The organism is Umezawaea sp. NPDC059074 (assembly GCF_042738955.1).
Taxonomy (GTDB): domain Bacteria; phylum Actinomycetota; class Actinomycetes; order Mycobacteriales; family Pseudonocardiaceae; genus Umezawaea.
In genome coordinates this window covers 14487-31696 of record NZ_JBHYHC010000109.1, presented here as the reverse complement: position 1 = coordinate 31696, position 17210 = coordinate 14487, and the positions used below count along the sequence as shown (strand labels likewise).

19 protein-coding genes are annotated in these 17210 nt (G+C 70.6%); 9 read left to right on the top strand and 10 right to left on the bottom strand.

All coding sequences use genetic code 11. From position 1 onward, the window contains the following. Positions 1-310: 310 nt before the first annotated feature. Entirely contained in the window at positions 311-1486 is a 1176-nt protein-coding gene (locus ACFWW9_RS34495; protein ID WP_390386376.1) for a dipeptidase, read from the bottom strand. A 316-nt stretch (positions 1487-1802) separates the two neighbouring features. Between ACFWW9_RS34495 and ACFWW9_RS34490 the strand changes: the two genes are divergently transcribed. Next, complete coding sequence (locus ACFWW9_RS34490; RefSeq protein WP_181320591.1) at positions 1803-2456, top strand: response regulator transcription factor; 654 nt, start codon at positions 1803-1805, stop codon at positions 2454-2456. 67 nt (positions 2457-2523) lie between these two features. Further along, the gene (locus tag ACFWW9_RS34485; RefSeq protein WP_390386374.1) at positions 2524-3777 is read left to right on the top strand and encodes an HRDC domain-containing protein; all 1254 of its coding nucleotides are present in this window, start codon (positions 2524-2526) and stop codon (positions 3775-3777) included. Between the two features lie 207 nt (positions 3778-3984). Here the strand turns inward: ACFWW9_RS34485 and ACFWW9_RS34480 are convergent, their stop codons facing one another. Continuing rightward, positions 3985-4605 (bottom strand): MerR family transcriptional regulator, encoded by a 621-nt coding sequence (locus ACFWW9_RS34480; protein ID WP_390386373.1) that lies wholly within the window; start codon positions 4603-4605, stop codon positions 3985-3987. Positions 4606-4692: 87 nt separating this feature from the next. Between ACFWW9_RS34480 and ACFWW9_RS34475 the strand changes: the two genes are divergently transcribed. The 4 genes from ACFWW9_RS34475 to ACFWW9_RS34460 all read left to right on the top strand — a co-directional run bounded on the left by ACFWW9_RS34475 (position 4693) and on the right by ACFWW9_RS34460 (position 9540). After that, positions 4693-5625 (top strand): hypothetical protein, encoded by a 933-nt coding sequence (locus ACFWW9_RS34475; protein ID WP_390386372.1) that lies wholly within the window; start codon positions 4693-4695, stop codon positions 5623-5625. Then, complete coding sequence (locus ACFWW9_RS34470) at positions 5622-6062, top strand: ABA4-like family protein (protein ID WP_390386370.1); 441 nt, start codon at positions 5622-5624, stop codon at positions 6060-6062. The genes ACFWW9_RS34475 and ACFWW9_RS34470 overlap by 4 nt, the downstream gene beginning before the upstream one ends. A gap of 128 nt (positions 6063-6190) precedes the next feature. Continuing rightward, positions 6191-7435: a thiolase family protein gene (locus ACFWW9_RS34465; protein WP_390386368.1), complete on the top strand. Its 1245-nt coding sequence runs from the start codon at positions 6191-6193 to the stop codon at positions 7433-7435. After that, positions 7432-9540 (top strand): 3-hydroxyacyl-CoA dehydrogenase NAD-binding domain-containing protein, encoded by a 2109-nt coding sequence (locus tag ACFWW9_RS34460; RefSeq protein WP_390386366.1) that lies wholly within the window; start codon positions 7432-7434, stop codon positions 9538-9540. The genes ACFWW9_RS34465 and ACFWW9_RS34460 overlap by 4 nt, the downstream gene beginning before the upstream one ends. A 63-nt stretch (positions 9541-9603) precedes the next feature. Here ACFWW9_RS34460 and ACFWW9_RS34455 read toward each other — a convergent pair whose 3' ends face one another. Beyond that, positions 9604-10230: a hypothetical protein gene (locus ACFWW9_RS34455; RefSeq protein ID WP_390386365.1), complete on the bottom strand. Its 627-nt coding sequence runs from the start codon at positions 10228-10230 to the stop codon at positions 9604-9606. A 252-nt stretch (positions 10231-10482) separates the two neighbouring features. Between ACFWW9_RS34455 and ACFWW9_RS34450 the strand changes: the two genes are divergently transcribed. Next, positions 10483-10884, top strand: coding sequence for a hypothetical protein (locus tag ACFWW9_RS34450; protein ID WP_390386364.1), 402 nt, complete (start codon positions 10483-10485; stop codon positions 10882-10884). A 3-nt stretch (positions 10885-10887) separates the two neighbouring features. Here the strand turns inward: ACFWW9_RS34450 and ACFWW9_RS34445 are convergent, their stop codons facing one another. The 6 genes from ACFWW9_RS34445 to ACFWW9_RS34420 all read right to left on the bottom strand — a co-directional run bounded on the left by ACFWW9_RS34445 (position 10888) and on the right by ACFWW9_RS34420 (position 14855). Then, on the bottom strand, positions 10888-11283 hold the full coding sequence (locus tag ACFWW9_RS34445) for a type II toxin-antitoxin system VapC family toxin (RefSeq protein ID WP_390386363.1): 396 nt from the start codon (positions 11281-11283) through the stop codon (positions 10888-10890). Further along, a complete protein-coding gene (locus ACFWW9_RS34440) occupies positions 11280-11564 on the bottom strand; it encodes a type II toxin-antitoxin system Phd/YefM family antitoxin (protein WP_390386362.1) in 285 nt (94 codons plus the stop codon). The genes ACFWW9_RS34445 and ACFWW9_RS34440 overlap by 4 nt, the downstream gene beginning before the upstream one ends. 33 nt (positions 11565-11597) lie before the next feature. Then, positions 11598-11945, bottom strand: a complete 348-nt coding sequence (locus tag ACFWW9_RS34435; RefSeq protein WP_390386361.1) for a hypothetical protein — start codon at positions 11943-11945, stop codon at positions 11598-11600. 96 nt (positions 11946-12041) lie between these two features. Continuing rightward, positions 12042-12791, bottom strand: a complete 750-nt coding sequence (locus ACFWW9_RS34430; RefSeq protein WP_390386360.1) for an arylamine N-acetyltransferase — start codon at positions 12789-12791, stop codon at positions 12042-12044. Positions 12792-12801: 10 nt separating this feature from the next. Then, positions 12802-14043 carry an MFS transporter gene (locus ACFWW9_RS34425; protein ID WP_390386359.1) on the bottom strand — a complete coding sequence of 414 codons (1242 nt, stop codon included), beginning with the start codon at positions 14041-14043 and terminating at the stop codon, positions 12802-12804. A 26-nt stretch (positions 14044-14069) separates the two neighbouring features. Next, positions 14070-14855: a metal-dependent hydrolase gene (locus ACFWW9_RS34420; protein ID WP_390386379.1), complete on the bottom strand. Its 786-nt coding sequence runs from the start codon at positions 14853-14855 to the stop codon at positions 14070-14072. 72 nt (positions 14856-14927) lie between these two features. Here ACFWW9_RS34420 and ACFWW9_RS34415 point away from each other — a divergent pair, with 72 nt between their 5' ends. Next, positions 14928-15734 (top strand): DUF72 domain-containing protein, encoded by an 807-nt coding sequence (locus tag ACFWW9_RS34415; RefSeq protein ID WP_390386358.1) that lies wholly within the window; start codon positions 14928-14930, stop codon positions 15732-15734. 108 nt (positions 15735-15842) lie between these two features. After that, positions 15843-16208 (top strand): peptidase inhibitor family I36 protein, encoded by a 366-nt coding sequence (locus tag ACFWW9_RS34410; protein WP_390386357.1) that lies wholly within the window; start codon positions 15843-15845, stop codon positions 16206-16208. Here the strand turns inward: ACFWW9_RS34410 and ACFWW9_RS34405 are convergent. Then, positions 16186-17055 (bottom strand): phosphotransferase, encoded by an 870-nt coding sequence (locus ACFWW9_RS34405; RefSeq protein ID WP_390386356.1) that lies wholly within the window; start codon positions 17053-17055, stop codon positions 16186-16188. The two genes, ACFWW9_RS34410 and ACFWW9_RS34405, sit on opposite strands and share 23 nt — an antisense overlap. Positions 17056-17210 lie beyond the last annotated feature (155 nt).

Here is a 17210-nt window from a genome sequence, read left to right as displayed (position 1 = left end):
GGCGGCCCCCTTTTGTTTTTGCCCCCCCACAATTTTCCCTTTTGTATTGGCTAATTTCCAGCCTTGACAAGACGAAAAAGGGTGGGATAATTGGCGCAATCGGGGGTTAGCCCGCACAACACCACCGGCCAACCACGGACCCGCGACCCCGACCGCTTCAAGCGGAACCAGGGGTCCCCCAGACGTGAGCACCCCCGATACACACGCTACCCACGGGGTCCGACACTCCCAGCGACCCGACCCAAGCCCCAACTTGCACAGTATTAATGCACGTGCACCTGCAAGATCACTAGAGACCGCCCCACCAAGATCACTCGGCGTCCCGCAGCACCCTCAACACGTTCCCCCCAGCCAACTTCCCCAACTCCTCATCACTCCACCCACGCTCCACCAACTCCCCGAACAGGTTCGGATAGGTGGACACGTCCTCCAACCCCTCGGGCAACGCCTTCACCCCGTCGTAATCCCCACCCAGCCCGATGTGATCCACCCCGGCCACTTCCCGAGCGTGCTCCACATGCGCCACCACATCCGCGACAGTCACCCGAGGCGGCGTCCCCCCACCCCTCCACGTCTCCGCGAAAACCCCCCGAGCCTCCAGGTCGTTGTGCGCGACCCCGGCCGCGTCCATCGCCTCCCTCAACCCCGCATCCCACTCCGCGTACGCCGCCGACACGAACTGCGGCACGAACGTCACCATGCACACCCCACCGTTCCCGGCCAACTTCCCCAGCACCTCATCAGGCACGTTCCGAGGATGATCGGCCACAGCCCGGCACGACGAGTGCGAGAACATCACCGGCCGAGACGACACCTCCAGCGCGTCGTGCATCGTCGAAGGCGCCACGTGCGACAGGTCGACCAGCATCCCGATCCGGTTCATCTCCCGCACGACCTCCCGTCCAAAGGACGACAACCCCCCGTGCACCGCCGCATCCGTCGCCGAATCCGCCCAAGGCGTGTTCTCGTTGTGCGTGAGGGTCATGTACCGCACCCCCAACCTCCGCAACGCCCGGAGCACCCCCAACGACGAGTTGATGCTGTGCCCGCCCTCGGCCCCGAGCAACGACGCGATCCGCCCCGCCGCGAACGCCGCCTCGGCCTCGTCGGCGGTGGAGCAGATCGCCAGATCGTCCGAGTACCGCTCCGCCAGCGAGTGCACGAGCTCGATCTGCTCCAGCACCGTCGTCACCGCCGCGTCGCCCGCCAACCGGCAGGGGACCCAGACGGACCAGAACTGAAGCCCCACTCGGCCCTCGCGGAGCCGCACCAGGTCGGTGTGGAGTGTGGGTTGGCGGACGGCCAGGTCCACCTTCGCCGCCGTCGCGAAGACGTCCTCGCCCTCCGATCGGCCCGTTGACTTTTCACTGTTCTTGTCGGTCTGGAAGAAGTCGCGGAGCGCCCACGGGAGGTCGTTGTGCCCGTCGGCGAGCTGGAATCGGTCGAGAAGTGCCTGCGCACGGTCCCGGCTTGTGCTGCTCGCCACAGGAAACTCCTAGATGTCGTTGTGAGTGAGACTCGCGTTACGGCCCCATCCAGTTGTCAGCCGATCGTGTGACAGAAGGGGTCACCAGTCACAACTCGATAGGGATAGATACCCGATTGATCGTCCCGTAGACCCTCTCGGGCGGCTACGCTGCCCCAGACGACACCACTTTCGGTCGATCAGTGGCGCGGCTGATTGGCCGAAAGTCCCGGTGCCGGTCGGGGGGCACGACCGACTCCAGGGAGGTAGTGACGTGGCTGCCGTCGGCTTAGGTCAGGCCGTTCGTACCACGCCAGCCGGCTCGTTGCCGGCGAACATGGTCCCGCACCCGCGGGAAGAGTTGTTCTCAGTGCTGGTGGTCGACGACCACCCACTGCTGAGGGAGGCGATATCGGCTCGGCTCACCCAAATGGGAGCCGGGACAGTGCATGAGGCCGCATCGGTTGCAGAGGCTCGGGCGCGGGCTCTGGCAACCGGACCTTGCGACCTCGCGATCCTCGACTTGGGCCTGCCGGATGGCACCGGCATCGACCTGGTCACGGAACTCCGTGCCCAGGGCTGGCCGCGAATCGTGGTCCTCGCATCCTCCGACGACCCCTATGCGGTTCGGTCGGCTTTCCAGGCGGGCGCTCAGGCGTACCTCCTGAAGTCGGCTTCGCCCATGGTGGTCACCGACGGGGTGCGCAGGGTTCTCGACGGCGGGGTCTACGCGGATCCGAGTGTGGCTCCGGTGCTCGCTGCGGGCACCAGGGTTCCGGGCACCGACAACACTCCGCGGGAGCTTTCCGCGCGTGAGGTCGAGGTCCTCCAGCTGGTCGCCGATGGCCAGAGCAACAAGGAGATCGGCGAAGCGCTCAGCCTTTCGGCTCTCACGGTGAAGTCCCACCTGAGCCGGATCGGGCGCAAGCTGGGCACCGGTGACCGGGCTCAGATGGTGGCGCTGGCCATGCGTGCCGGCGTGATCCGCTGAGCTGGTTGAAGCACTGAACCGGCCTAATACACCCGCGAGTGGTGGGTTCGTCATAGGGTCATCCGTCGTGGACGTACCCGCCGACGAGCCAACCGAACCAACCGGAGCAGAACCGGTACCGCTGACGGAACCCGCAGAGGGGGTTCCGCCAGTGGTGTCCGACCTGTCAGCGCTCCGGCGAGCAGCCACGGCTCTCGCCGGAGCGAAGGGTCCGGTCGCGGTGGACACCGAGCGAGCCTCGGGCTACCGCTACTCGCAACGTGCCTACCTGGTGCAACTGCGCCGGGAAGGCGCTGGAACCGTGCTGGTCGATCCGATCGCCCTCGGCGGTCGGCTCGATCCGCTGGTCGAGGCGCTGGAAGGAACAGAGTGGGTGCTGCACGCGGCGTCGCAAGACCTCCCGTGCCTCGCCGAACTCGACCTCCATCCGAGCGTCCTGTTCGACACCGAGCTGGCGGGCAGGCTGGCTGGTTTCGACCGGGTCGCTCTGGGCACACTTGTCGAGCGCTTGCTCGGCTACAGGCTGGAGAAGGGGCACGGCGCGGCCGACTGGTCGCGCCGCCCCCTTCCCGCCGACTGGCTGAACTACGCGGCGCTCGACGTGGAACTCCTGGTCGAGCTGCGCGACGTGCTCGAGCAGGAGCTCAAACGCCAGGGCAAGCTCGAATGGGCGCACGAGGAGTTCGAGGCGGCGCGCAACGCGCCGCTGAGCCGTCCTCGCGCCGAACCGTGGCGCCGGACCTCCGGTATCCACCGCATCCGCAACCCCCGGCAGCTGGCCGCGGTGCGCGCGTTGTGGGAGACCAGGGATTCGGTGGCGCGCGAACGCGACATCGCGCCCGGCCGAGTGCTGCCCGATGCCGCTCTCGTCGACGCCGCCGTCCGCAATCCCGCGGACGAAGCGGCGCTTCTTGCGCTCCCCGTGTTCCGCGGGCGGGCGCAACGGCGCATGGTGGGCACGTGGCTGGGCGCTTTGCAGCGCGCCGCCGCGCTGCCGCGCACCGAGTTGCCGGAGCCTTCCCCCCATCACGACGGCCCTCCCCCGGCCAACCGCTGGTCCGACAAGGATCCCGCGGCGGCCGTGCGGCTGGCAGCGGTGCGGGCGGCGTTGACCGCCATCGCCGAGGCCAACACGCTGCCGGTGGAGAACCTCCTGCTGCCGGACCTGGTGCGCCGCACCTGCTGGCAGCCGCCGGAGGACCTCACCCCGGCAGGGGTGGAGCGGGCGCTGCTCGACGGCGGGGCCCGCCGTTGGCAGGTCGACCTCACGGTCGACGCCCTCACGGAGGCGCTCCAGCCGCCGCCACCCCCTAGCGAGTAGACCGACTACCCCTATCCCTGACCTGAGTGGACCAACGCGCAGGTCAGGGGTAGTGGAAGCGGTGCGGTGCCGCTTCACTTGGCCCTCGTCGGCCAACTCGGCACTGCGAGGTCGGAATGCTCCGCAAGATCGTCCGGTGGTTCCCGCCGACGCAGACCGCCCGTGCCGTTCCGGGCGCGCTCCCCCGTGAGACCTGACCCGACGGCCTCACTCCTCGCCGAGGAGTCGGGCCGAGGCGTCCCGCTGCGCGAGCCTGCGCAGCGCCACGAGCGCCGCGTCACCCAGCACGGTGGCGATGACCATGCTTTCGAGGACGTCGTCCACCTGCGAGTGCAGCAGCACGTAGTCGAGGTCCTGGCGGGCGATGCCGACCGACGCCTCGGCGTACGCGTCGAGCTGGCCCGCGAACTTGAGGTGGCCGAGCTTGCGCGCCGTCGACAGCACGCTCGCGAGCGACTGCACGGCCGGGTCGTCGGCCATCCGCTCCCAGCCGCGGCGGGCCAGGAAGTCCAGCACCTCGGCGTGGGCGTCCGGGTCGGCGGCGGGCGGCTCGTCCGGTCCCATGCTGCGCTGCACGACGCCCAGCACCTGGTGGGTGACGATGTCCGACGTCTCCAGCACGCCGATGACCTCGCCGACGGCCGCGATCGACAGTCCACCGACGTCCACGAGCGCGCGCACGAGCTTGAGCCTGCGCAGGTGCTCGTCGCCGTAGTCGGCCTGGTTGCGGCCGGTCCGCTCGCCCGAGGGCAGCAGGCCTTCGCGCAGGTAGTACTTGATCGTCGGCACGGGGACGCCGCTGGTCCTGCTCAGCTCCGAGATGCGCACGGGGACCCCTCTCGTGTAGCCGGCACAACACGGATAGTCTACCTTCCTGATAGTAGACAGTGTCACTATCCAGAAACGGAGACGCCGATGGTGCGCAAAGCACTGGGCTGGCACCCGCCGCTGATGCTCTTCACGGTCGCCATGGTCGCCTTCATCCCGCTGACCGGGCTCGCGATGCTCGTGGACGACCGCACCCTCGACGGCGCGCCGATCTGGTTCAAGCCGTTCAAGTTCGCCGTGTCCTTCGCGCTCTACGGCATCACGCTGTCGTGGGCGCTCAGCCTGCCCACCAAGGCGCGCAAGGTCGGCGGGCCGCTCGGCACGATCATCGCGGTCACCAGCACCGTCGAGATGGTGATCATCGTCGGCCAGGCGGCGCGCGGGCAGCACAGCCACTTCAACGTCAGCACGGCGTTCGACCGGGCGCTGTTCATCGCGATGGGCCTGAGCGTGATGTTCCTCTGGACGTCGACCGCGGTGATCGCCGTGCTGGTCGCGTTCAGCAGGTTCGTCGACAAGGCCGCGGGCACGGCCCTGCGCTACGGCCTGCTGGTCTCGGTCGCGGGCCTGTCCGTCGGCTTCCTGATGCTGGTCCCCACGCCGGACCAGATCGACGACATCTCCAAGGGCGTCAACGGCGTCATCGGCGGCCACGGCGTCGGCGTGCCGGACGGCGGCCCGACGATGGCCGCCACGGGCTGGAACACCACCGGCGGCGACCTGCGCGTGCCGCACTTCTTCGGGATGCACGCCCTCCAGGCGCTCCCGCTGTTCGCGGCGGGCCTCGGCTTCGTCCGCTCCCCCAGGCTCGCCGACGAGGGCACCCGCTCGCAGCTCGTGAAGCTCGCCGCGGGCCTCTACGCCGGGCTGTTCGCCCTCACGCTGTGGCAGGCGCTGCGCGGCCAGGCCCTCACGAGCCCGGACGCGCTCACCCTCGTCGTGCTCGCCGCGCTGCTGGCCGTGATCGGCCTCGGCGTCCTGCGCGCCCTCAAGCCCGCTCGCACGGCGGTGGCGGCGTGACCGAGTTCCTGTTCTCCATCACGTTCCTGGTCGCCGTCCCGTTCTGGGCGCTGATGATCCTCGCGCCGACGTGGTCCGTGACCGAGAAGGTCATCGCCTCGCCGCTGATCGTCGTGCCGCCCGCGCTGATCTACCTCGTGCTGGCCGTCGCGAACCTCCCGGAGCTGTGGACGGCCGTGTCCGCGCCCGCGCTCGGCCCGCTGGCGGAGTTCCTCGGCACGCCGCAGGGCACCGCGCTCGGCTGGGCGCACTTCATCGCGTGGGACCTGTTCGTCGGCCGCTGGATGTACCGGCGGAGCCGTGAGCTGGGCGTCCACCCGCTGGTGATGGCGCCGATCCTGCTCGTCACGATCCTCGCGTCGCCCATCGGGCTGCTCCTGTTCCTGCCCGTTCGCGCTCTGCGGGCGCGCACGCGGGAGGCCACCATTGCGGTGTGACGCGATCGACAGTGCCACCACGGTGGTTACCGGTCAGTAACGAGGTCTAAAGTCAGTGTTACCGGTCGGTAGCGGCATCCGCTGCCACCGGACGAACTTTCCAGTCAGCTCAACGTGGAGGAGACGCCGTGGCCGCACCAGCAGCGCCGGCACCGAGCGGACACGACGTGGCTCGTGGCGTTCGGAACGTGGTCTTCGTCGAGGGCGTCCGCACGCCGTTCGGCAAGGCCGGACCCAAGGGGATCTTCGCGGAGACCCGCGCCGACGACTTGGTGGTCAAGGTGATCCGCGAACTGCTGCGGCGCCACCCCGAGCTGCCGCCCGAGCGCGTCGACGAGGTCGCCATCGCGGCCACGACGCAGATCGGCGATCAGGGCCTGACCCTGGGCCGCACCGCGGCGCTGCTGGCGGGGCTGCCCAAGTCCGTGCCCGGCTACTCCGTGGACCGCATGTGCGCGGGCGCCATGACGGCCGTGACGACCGCCGCGGGCGGCATCGCGTTCGGCGCCTACGACGTGGTCATCGCGGGCGGCGTCGAGCACATGGGCCGCCACCCGATGGGCGAGGGCGTCGACCCGAACCCGCGCTTCATCGCCGACCGGATCGTGGACACCTCCGCGCTGGTCATGGGCCAGACCGCGGAGAACCTGCACGACCGGTTCCCGGACATCACCAAGGACCGCACCGACGCGTACGCCGTGGCCTCGCAGGCCAAGTACGCCGAGGCGGTCGCGGCGGGCAAGATCGGCCCCGAGTTCGTGCCGGTGGCCACCCGCTCCGCGGAGAAGGGCTGGGGCCTGGCCTCGGCCGACGAGCCGCCGCGCCCCGGCACCTCGCTGGACGACCTGGCGAAGCTCAAGACCCCGTTCCGCCCGCACGGCCGGATCACCGCGGGCAACGCGGCCGGTCTGAACGACGGCGCGACCGGCTGCATCCTGGCCGAGGAGGAGACCGCGCGCGAGCTCGGCCTGCCCATCGGCATGCGCCTGGTCGGCTACTCGTTCCTGGGCGTCGAGCCCGAGGTCATGGGCATCGGCCCGGTGCCCGCGACGGAGAAGGCCCTCAAGCGCGCGGGCCTGACCATCGACGACATCGGCCTGTTCGAGATCAACGAGGCCTTCGCCGTGCAGGTGCTGGCCTTCCTCGACCACTTCGGCATCAAGGACGACGACCCGAGGGTCAACCAGTGGGGCGGCGCCATCGCGACCGGCCACCCGCTGGCGTCCTCCGGCGTGCGGCTGATGACGCAGCTGTCGCGGCAGTTCGCCGAGCGCCCGGACGTGCGCTACGGCATCACCACCATGTGCATCGGCATCGGCATGGGCGGCACCGTGATCTGGGAGAACCCCCTCTGGACGGGAGAGACCAAGTGAGCACGCTTTCCCTGGACGAGGCCGCGACGCGGTACCCCGAAGAGGTCGTGACGACCGCGGTGACCCGCCTGGTCGACGTGCCCGGCGTGTCCGGCAAGGTCGCCGTCATCACGATCGACAACGGCCTGGACCACACCCGCCCGTCCACGTTCGGCGTGCGGGGGCTGCTCAGCCTGTCCGCCGCCTACGACGAGGCCGCGGCGGCGAGCCCGGCCGCGATCGTGGTCACCGGCAAGCCGCTGATCTTCGCCGTGGGCGCGGACCTCAACGCCGTGAGCGGCGACCAGCGCGCCGAGGCGGACCTGATCGGCGAGATCGGCCACGCCGCGTTCCGCAAGTTCACCGACTCGACGATCCCGACCTTCGCGTTCGTCAACGGCGCGGTCATGGGCGGCGGCTTGGAGCTGGCGCTGTCGTGCCACTACCGGACGCTGGCGTCGAACGCGGCGGCCGTGGCGCTGCCCGAGCTGTTCCTCGGCCTGTTCCCCGGCTGGGGCGGCACGCAGCTGCTGCCGAACCTGATCGGCGCGAACGACGCCGTCACGGTGATCTTCGAGAACGCGTTGAACCAGAACAAGATGCTCAAGCCCGCGCAGGCCGCGGACCTCGGCATCGTGGACGTCGTGTTCGACTCGGCGGACTACCTGGAGCAGTCGTTCGCCTGGCTGGCGAAGGTCCTCGCGGGCGAGATCACCCCGCCGCGCAAGGAGATCGACCGCGGCGAGGGCTGGGACGCCGCCGTCGCGCGCGCGACGGCGATCGTGCACGGCAAGACCAAGGGCGCCTCCCCCGGTGCGCTGAAGGCGTTGGAGCTGCTGGAGCTGGCGCGCGAGAACGACCTGGACCGCGGCTACGACGCCGAGACCAGGTTCATGACCGAGGTCCTGATGACCGACACGCTGCGGTCCAGCCTCTACGCGTTCGGCCTGGTGCAGAAGCGGGCCAAGAAGCCCGCGGGCGCGCCGGACAAGTCGCTCGCGCGTCCCATCACCAAGGTCGGCGTCGTCGGCGCCGGGCTGATGGCGTCGCAGATGGCGCTGCTGTTCGCCCGCCGCCTGCACGTGCCCGTGGTGCTGACCGACATCGACCAGTCCCGTGTGGACAAGGGCGTCGGCTACGTGCACGGCGAGGTCGACAAGCTGCTCGGCAAGAAGCGCGTGTCGCCGGACGAGGCGAACCGCCTCAAGGCGCTCGTCACCGGCTCGCTGGACAAGGCGTCGTTCGCCGACGCCGACTTCGTCATCGAGGCCGTGTTCGAGGACCTCGCGGTGAAGCAGCAGGTGTTCGCCGAGGTCGAGGAGCACGTGTCGCCGACGGCGATCCTGGCCACCAACACCTCGTCGCTGTCCATCACGGACATGGCGTCGAAGCTGGCGCACCCGGAGCGGGTCGTGGGCTTCCACTTCTTCAACCCGGTCGCGATCATGCCGCTGGTGGAGATCGTGCGCGCCGAGCAGACCGACGACGCCACGCTCGCCACGGCCTTCAACGTCGGCAAGCAGCTGAAGAAGTCGTGCGTGCTGGTGAAGGACGCGCCGTCGTTCGTGGTGAACCGCCTCCTCACCCGCTTCATGGGCGAGGTCGTGAAGTCCATCGACGAGGGCACGCCGTTCGAGGTCGCGGACAAGGCGACCGAGTCGCTCGGCCTGCCGATGTCGCCGCTGATCCTGCTCCAGCTCGTGGGGTCCGCCGTGGCGCTGCACGTGTCCGAGACGATGCACGACGCGTTCCCGGACCGCTTCAGCGTGAGCCCGAACATGGCGAAGTTCGTCGCCGCGGGCAAGACCGCGGTGTGGCAGTGGGACGCCCAGGGCAACCAGACCGTCGACCCCGAGGTCGCCGCGCTCTGGGAGTTCGGCGACAACCCGCTGACCGCCGACCAGGTCAAGGCGCGCGCGTTGGAGGGCATGGCCGAGGAGATCCGGCTCATGCTCGACGAGGGCGTCGTCGCGGAGGCCAAGGACATCGACCTGTGCATGATCCTGGGCGCGGGCTGGCCGTTCTGGCTGGGCGGCATCACCCCGTACCTGGACCGCGAGGGCATCTCGGAGAAGGTGACCGGCAAGCGCTTCCTCGAAGCGGGCGTCGCCTCCCTGCCCGCGTAGGGCCGTAGTACGCGAAACGGCGTCCGATCCCGAATCCGGGAGCGGACGCCGTTTTCGTGAGTCCTAATGGATGGACAACGCGTCCACGCAGCCGCCCGCACGCACCAAGTACACGTCGATGCGCATGGCCTGCAACGCGTCCGCGGTGTCGGCCAGCAGTTCGCGGTAGCAGACGAAGTCCGGCAGGCCGATGCCGACGATGTCCTCCGGGCAGTCCTGGCGCAGGCGCAGCACCTTCAGCAGGGCGTCGGCGTACCAGCTCTCGGCCTGCTCCATCGGGTGCGGGGGCTTCGAGTCCGAAGTGGACCTCTTCGTCGGGAAGCCGCGGGATTCCACGTGCAGGAGCCTGCCGCCGCGTTGTGCCATCACGCGGTCGCCGCGCAGGAACGCCCAGCCGTCCATCTCGAAGTACCGGACCAGCTCGGCGTGGACGTTGCCCTCCCAGTGCCACTCGTGGGCGGCGCTGCGCCTGGTGTCGGCGCGCGGCAGCTCGGTCACGAGGCTGTTCATCACCGGGCGGCCGAAGTCGTCGCGGTGCAGGATGCCCGCGTCGGCCAGGGTGCGGCAGCGCGAGTTGACCTGGTCGTGGACGACCCGCAACTGCGACGCGATCTGCGCGTCGGTGAGCCCGTTGGGGAAGTGTCCCAGCAACGCCACGATCCGATCAGCCAACGTGAAGCCGTCTGTCATGCACCCATTATCGACGGCGAATGATTCGCCGTTACCTCGACCGGGTCCGGCCAACCGTGCGGGACCGCGCACGTCCGGGTGAGCACGGTGGACGGTTCCGGCTCGACGGCGTGACGGCGATTGGTACAGCCGAGTCACAGGGGCACGCAGCCGGGTGAGAACGGCGGGAAGACCTCGGCGTTGTCCGATTCTCGACCCATGGACACCCACCGCCGCAGGATCCGCCGCAGACGGCCCCGGAAGCCTGACCCGGTGCGCCTGGACGAGTTCGCCGAGTTCCTCGACGCCGACACCGGCTGGCGCGACGAGGTGCGCACGAGGCTGCTCGCCCGCCTCGACCCGAGGATGGTCGAGCGCACCTCGTGCCTCCGGGTCGCCGAGCTGGCGGAGGAGCTGGACACGCAGGTCACGGTGGAGCCGCGGCCGGACGTCACGTTCGACATCGCGAAGGCCGTGCACTGCCGGGTGCCGTTCAAGGGGGTCGTGCGGCTGCGGCACACGGCCCGCAACCTGCGGGTGCTCGGCGTCTACCTGTGCGCGGTCGCGGGGCGCGACCTCGGCGCGTGCCCGTGCGCCGTGGCGCTCGCCGCCGACCCGAGCGACGCCGCCGTGCGGCACGTCATCGGCAGCGCGCTGGACCGCGCGGGCTTGTGAGGGTCAGACCGCGACGACCTTCACCGCACGTTCGAGGCCGATGAAGTCCTTGAAGTTCTGGGTGAGCACCGGCATGCCGTTCGCGGCGGCCGTGGCGGCGATCTGGAGGTCCATCCGCCTCGGCCGGGCGCTGCGACCGCTGCGGCGCACGAGCGCGGCCAGCGTGCCGTAGATCTTGGCCGCCGCCGTGTCGAACGGCAGGACCTCGAACATCTCCAGCGCCGCGTAGTACCGCTCGGTGCGGGCGAAGCGCTCCACCGGGTCGTCGACGTCCAGGCCGTAGGCCAGTTCGGCGACGGTGACCGCGCTGATGGCGGCCTCGGCGTCGACGAACTCGCCGAAGTCGATCTCCTCGAGCCGGATGACCACGCAGGTGTCGAGCAGGATCCGGTCGGTCACCGGCGCCACGCGTCTTCGAGGGGGTCGTCCGCGCCGAAGATCCGGTCGTCGGCCAGCCGCTCGGCGTCCCAGCGCGCCACGTCGACCGGCGGCAGCTTCCGGAACGCGGCCTGCAGCTCGCCCAGCGTCCGACGCTGCCTGCCCTCTTCGGCGGTGTGCGGCACGAGGTCCGCGACCGGCCGTCCGTTGCGCGTCACCACGAACCCCTCGCCCGCCTCGACCCGACGCATGATCTCGGCGTTGTCGTTGCGCAGCTCCCGCTGCCCGATGGCCGTCTTCATGCGACCAGCGTAGCGCTTTAAGGGCAGATTGCGCTACAGAGGTGCTACAGCCAGCAGGGGCGCGTCCCACGTCCGCGCCACGGTCTCGGCCGTGGCCACGGTGGACCGGCTGACCGCCACCACCAGATCGACGACGGGCCAGTCCTGCACGCCACCCGCGCACGACGCCACGGTCAGGTCGAGCACCTGTCCCCCGTGCGCCCGCACGACCGCCGTGACCGCGTCCCGAGCCTCCCGGCTGGCCCGGTCGAACCCGCGCAGCACGGCCACGGTCCCGTTCGCCAGCAGATCCGGCTTCACGACCAGGAGGTGCTCCACCGACTCGACCAGCGCGGCCCGGTCGTCGTCGAGCGAAGGGCGGTGGATCAGGGTGCTGGTCATGGTGGATCTCGCTTTCGCCGCACGGGGTTGCTCCTTCCGTAGTACCCCGATCCGACGGTCGTGCCACTGTTGTTTCGATCACGGCCGAACCGGGAATCAACGGCCCTCCGCCGCGATCACGCGGGGCAGGGTGTCCAGGCCGATGCCGAACAGGCCGCGGTAGGCGGCGAGGAGGTCGTCGTCGGACAGCTCCCGCTCGGTGCGCTCCCCCGCCTCGGTGGTGATCATCGTGTTGCCGCTCAAGGTGATCCGGCCTCGGGCCGTCGGCAGGGTGGCGAGGGGGTTGCGGCGGAACGGGGAGTCCGGGGACGTCTGCTGGTACCAGCACGTCGGGGCGAAGTCGGCGAGGGTGCGGGGGCGGAGTTCGAGGCGGTACTGGGGTTCGCCGTCCATCAGCACGTCCAGGTCGCCGTGCTCCGCCTCGACCACGCGGAACACCCCCGCCGGGCCCTGCTGGTCGTCGCGGACGTCCAGGCGGAGCGGGCGCAGGCTGAAGCGGCCGAAGCCGACGTCGACCAGCTCGTCGGCCACGCGCAGTGCTAGGTGTTCGAACGGCGCGCTCAGCCGGTCGCCCTGGAACACCTTGGCGGACAACAGCTGCACCTCGTAGCCGAGCGCGCGCAGCAGTGCGGCGAACGCGCCGTTGACCTCGTAGCAGAACCCGCCCCGCCGCCGCACGACCTTCGCCACGAGGGCGTCCTCGTCGAGCACGATCCGCTCGCCGAGGTGGATGTCCAGGTTCTCGAACGGCACCGACCGCAGGTGCAGCTCCTGGAGGTCGCCCAGCGGCGAGGTCGCCGCCGCGCCGATCCGAGCGAGGTACGCGTCCACCACTTCCGGCTCCATGCCCTGAGCCTCACCCACCGGCGACGGGAACGCCAGGTGCGGCGGGCAGGTCGCGCAGGCCGCGCAGCGGTGACAGCACCAGCCACAGCGACGACAGCAGCACGCCCGCCGCGGCCACGGCGAGGGTGCCGCGGAGGCCCAGCGCGGTCGACAGGACGCCGCCCAGCAGGCTGCCGAGCGGGATCGCGCCCCAGACGAGGACGTGGGAGGTGGCGTTCACCCGGCCCAGCACGTGGGGCGGGCAGACGGCCTGGCGGTAGCTGACCGCGAGCACCGAGAGGCAGATGATGCCGAAGCTGGTGCCGAACGTGGCCACGACGTAGGTGACCAGGCCCCAGCCGGGCGTGGTGAGGGGGAACAGCGGGAAGGTGACGCCGCACGCGACGCCGCTCACCCACATCAGCCGCGCGCCGCCCAGCCACGCCGTCAGGCGGCCGGTGAGCAGGGCCGCGGAGACCGCGCCGCACAGGCCCGTGCTGCCGAGCAGGCCGATGACGGCCGGGGTCAGGTGGAGGTCGCGGACGAGGAAGACCACGACCACCGCCAGGTGGGCGGACTGGAAGAGGGCGAACGTGAACCCGTGGCAGCCGATGGCGCGCAGCACGGGGTGGCCGAAGACGACGGCCAAGCCTTCGCGTACCTCGGGCCACATCCGCCGCCGTTCGACGACCGGCGGTTCCTCCGCGGCGCGGATGGAGCGGAGCCACAGCGCGGACCACAGGTACGTGCACGCGTCCACCAGGAGCGCGGCCGGGGCGCTGACCCACTGGACCAGCGCGCCCGCGAGGGTCGGGGCGGCGATGGCGGCGGCCGAGCGGTTCAGCTGGAGCTTGGTGTTCGCCTCGACGAGGTGGTCGCGGGCGACCAGCCGGGGCACGTAGGACGGGTGGGCGATGTCGAACACGACCGTGAGCGTGCCGACGACGAGCACGACCGCGTAGAGCTGCCCCAGCGTCAACACCCCGAGGTACGCGGTCACGGGCACGCTGAGCAGCGCGAGGAACCGGCCGAGGTCCGCGAGCACCAGCAGCGGGCGGCACCGCAGCCGGTCGCACCACACGCCGACCTGGAGGCCGATGAGCAGGAACGCCACCGTCTGGCCGAACCGCAGCAGCGCCACCTCGAACCCGGTGGCGTCGAGCACCGTCACGGCGAGCAGCGGCACGGCCAGCGCGCTCACCCCGGTGCCGACCTGGCTGATCACGTCCGCCGCCCACAGTCGGCGGAAGTCCCCGTCCCTCAGCAACCCCATGCCGACCATGATGCCGGCAAAGGCAGCTAACTTGAGCCGGGCTGTGTCAATTTCTGCAACGCCGGGAGGATGGACGTCACGATCGCCCACGCGCCGGGGATGAGCAGCAGCGCGGCGATCGACACGACCGGGAACATGAACAGCGACTCGACCGGCCCGCCGGTGCGGAACCGCAGCCACTTGGGCGGCCGCAGCTCGTACCAGGTCTCCCCCGCGATCGGCAGCGGGAACAGGAACGGGCAGCCGGAGATCGTCACGGCGTCGCCCAGGCAGTGCACGAAGCACCCCACGGCCACCGCGATGCCCAGCACGCCGGACAGGCTCTGCAGGTGCCCGAGGGTGGCGTCCAGGCCGAACCGGATGAGGAAGTACCCGACGGCCCCGATGAACACGATCATCACCCAGTCGCCCAGCGCCGCCTCGGCCAGCAGCACGGCGAAGACCGCGACGCCCAGCACGGCCCACTTGCCGCCCAGTTCGGTCGCGCCCGCGGTGAAGTAGCCGAGCAGCACGGCGAACAGGACGGTGTGCGACAGGTGCCGGTGCTCGCCGGTCACCGGTTCGTCGCGCGGCCCCTTCGTGATCGCGTAGACGTACCTCGACGACTTCCGGAGCAGGAACGACACCGCCCCGGTCAACGGTCCGAGGTAGCGCGAGGCGGTCGAGTGCCGGTGGTCGAAGTCCGGCAGCAGCGCGAACCCCGCTGTCACCAGGCCGACGAGCAGCGCGCCCGCCAGGTCTCCGTGGCCCAGCAGCGGGGCGATCCCCAGTCCCGCGCACCAGCCGGTGAGCGCGTGCGTTCGTCCCATCACCCGTTCGAGCATCCGGGCCCGCCCGTTCAAGGTCAAGTTCCCCCCTGTCCGAGAGGGGTGCAGCATGTCCCGATGGGCCAGATCAGGGTCGGCACGTCCGGCTGGGTGTACCCGCCGTGGCGCGGCGTCTTCTACCCCGAGGGGCTCGCGCAGAAGCGCGAGCTGGAGCACTTGTCCCGGCAGGTCACCTCGGTGGAGATCAACGGGTCGTTCTACTCCCTGCAACGTCCGTCGAGCTACCTCAAGTGGGCCGCGCAGACGCCGGACGACTTCGTCTTCTCCCTCAAGGGCGGCCGGTTCGTCACGCACCTCAAACGCTTGCGCGACAGCGGGGACACCCTGGCCAACTTCTTCGCCTCCGGCGTGCTCGCGCTCGGCCCCAAGCTCGGCCCGATCCTGTGGCAGCTCCCGCCGACCCTCCAGTACGACCCGGTGCTGCTCGCCGAGTTCTTCGGCAACCTCCCCCGCACCACCTCCGCCGCCGCCGAGCTGGCGACCCGGCACGACGAGCGCGTCGACCCGGCGTGGACGACCACGGACGAGGACCGGCCGCTGCGGCACGCGGTGGAGGTGCGCCACCCGTCCTTCGCCGACCCCGGCTTCCCGGACCTGGCGCGCGAGCACGGGATCGCCGTGGTCGTCGCCGACTCGGCAGGCAAGTACCCGCGCCTGGAGGTCGTGACGGCCGACTTCACCTACGTCCGCCTGCACGGCGCGGACGAGCTGTACGTCAGCGGCTACACCGACGAGGGCCTCGACGAGTGGGCGGCGAAGGTCCGGTCCTGGGCCGAGGTCGGCGACGTGTTCGTCTACTTCGACAACGACGCGAAGGTCATGGCCCCGCGCGACGCGACGGCGCTGATCCGAAAGGTCGAGTAGCCGCACCGGCGTGTCGCCCACACAATCGGGTGATTGGGGGGCAACTCCGACGCGGGATTCGTCCGAACGGCTGAGTCTTGAGCGGTGCGACACCGACGGAGGTTCCTCATGACCCGAAGCCTGCTGACGGCGTTGGCCATCACGGCGGGCGCCCTCGTCGCGAGCGGCAGCGCCTCCGCCCAGGAGTCCGGCACGCCCACGTGCGACAAGGGCGAGTTCTGCCTGTGGGGCGGGCAGGAGTACACCGGCCCGGCCAAGCGGCTGGACCTGGAGTCGGCCAACCCCGGCGAGTGCATCCCGCTGCCCGGCGGGCTGGTGGCGCGCTCGTTCGTGAACCGGCTGACCAGGGACGCGAGCGTCTACCAGGGCGAGACGTGCTCGACCGAGGCCGAGTTCACCACCTACCCCGGCAAGGGGACGTACGTGCCGGACGCCCCCTTCGTCGTGCGGGCTATCCAGGTGTGGGAGAGCTGAGGGCCAGCAGTTCCCCCACCGCCGGGTCGTCGTCGGGGATGAGCGCGATGGCGGCCATCGGGGCCCCGACGCGGGCCCACGCCAGCAGCCGGTCGCCGTCCAGCCCGCACGCCTCGGCGACGAGCGCGCACCGGGCCTCGACGCCCTCGCGCCCCGCGCCCTCCAGCACGTAGTCGAACGCGTCGAAGCACGGGTCGCCGACGCAGGCCTTCGGGTCGATGGCGATCAGCCCGCGCGGGCCGCCGTCGAGGACGTTGCCGAGGTGCAGGTCGCCGTGCAGCAGGACCGGCGTGGAGTCGGTCGCCAGCAGCGCCGAGCAGCGCTCGATCGCGCGGTCCCACGTGCGCGCGTCGAGCCGGGCGGCGATGGCGGGCTCCGCGAGCCGCCTGCCGACGCGGGTGAAGGCCTCGGCCATCCGGTCGCGCAGGAGGCGCGTCGAGGTCTCCGGTGGCGGCACGGAGTGCAGCGCGGCCAGCAGGTCCGCCCACTGCGCCGGCGTCGGGTCGACGGCCTCGCCTCCCGGCAGCACCTCCTCCAGCACCACGGCGTCGCCGTGCGCGGCGAGCACGGCGGGCACCCGGCCCGAGGGCGCGAGCCGGCGCAGCATCGCGACCTGCTCGGCCAGGAAGGGCGCGTCGGGGCTGAGCTTGAGCACAGCGGGCGTGCCGTCGGGCCAGACGCACCGCAGCGTCACGGAGGACGCGCCCGTGTCGGCGAACTCCTCCCCCAGCACCAGTCCCCACTCGGCGGCGGCGCGCGCGGCGAGGGCGGGGACGGCGGCGCACCAGGCCGCCGAGGAGGGTCCGAAACGGCGGGCGAGGCGGGCGGTGATCTCGTCGAGGTCCACCGCCGGAACCCTCCCAGAACGCGATTCCCGCGCACATCGAATTATCCGCGCCCGGTTCGTCGTAATCGAGCATTCATCAGGTACGTGACCAGAGGAATTCCCTGCGACAGCGGTAACTCTGCGAAATCGACCTCCCCCGAAAATCACCACTCGAT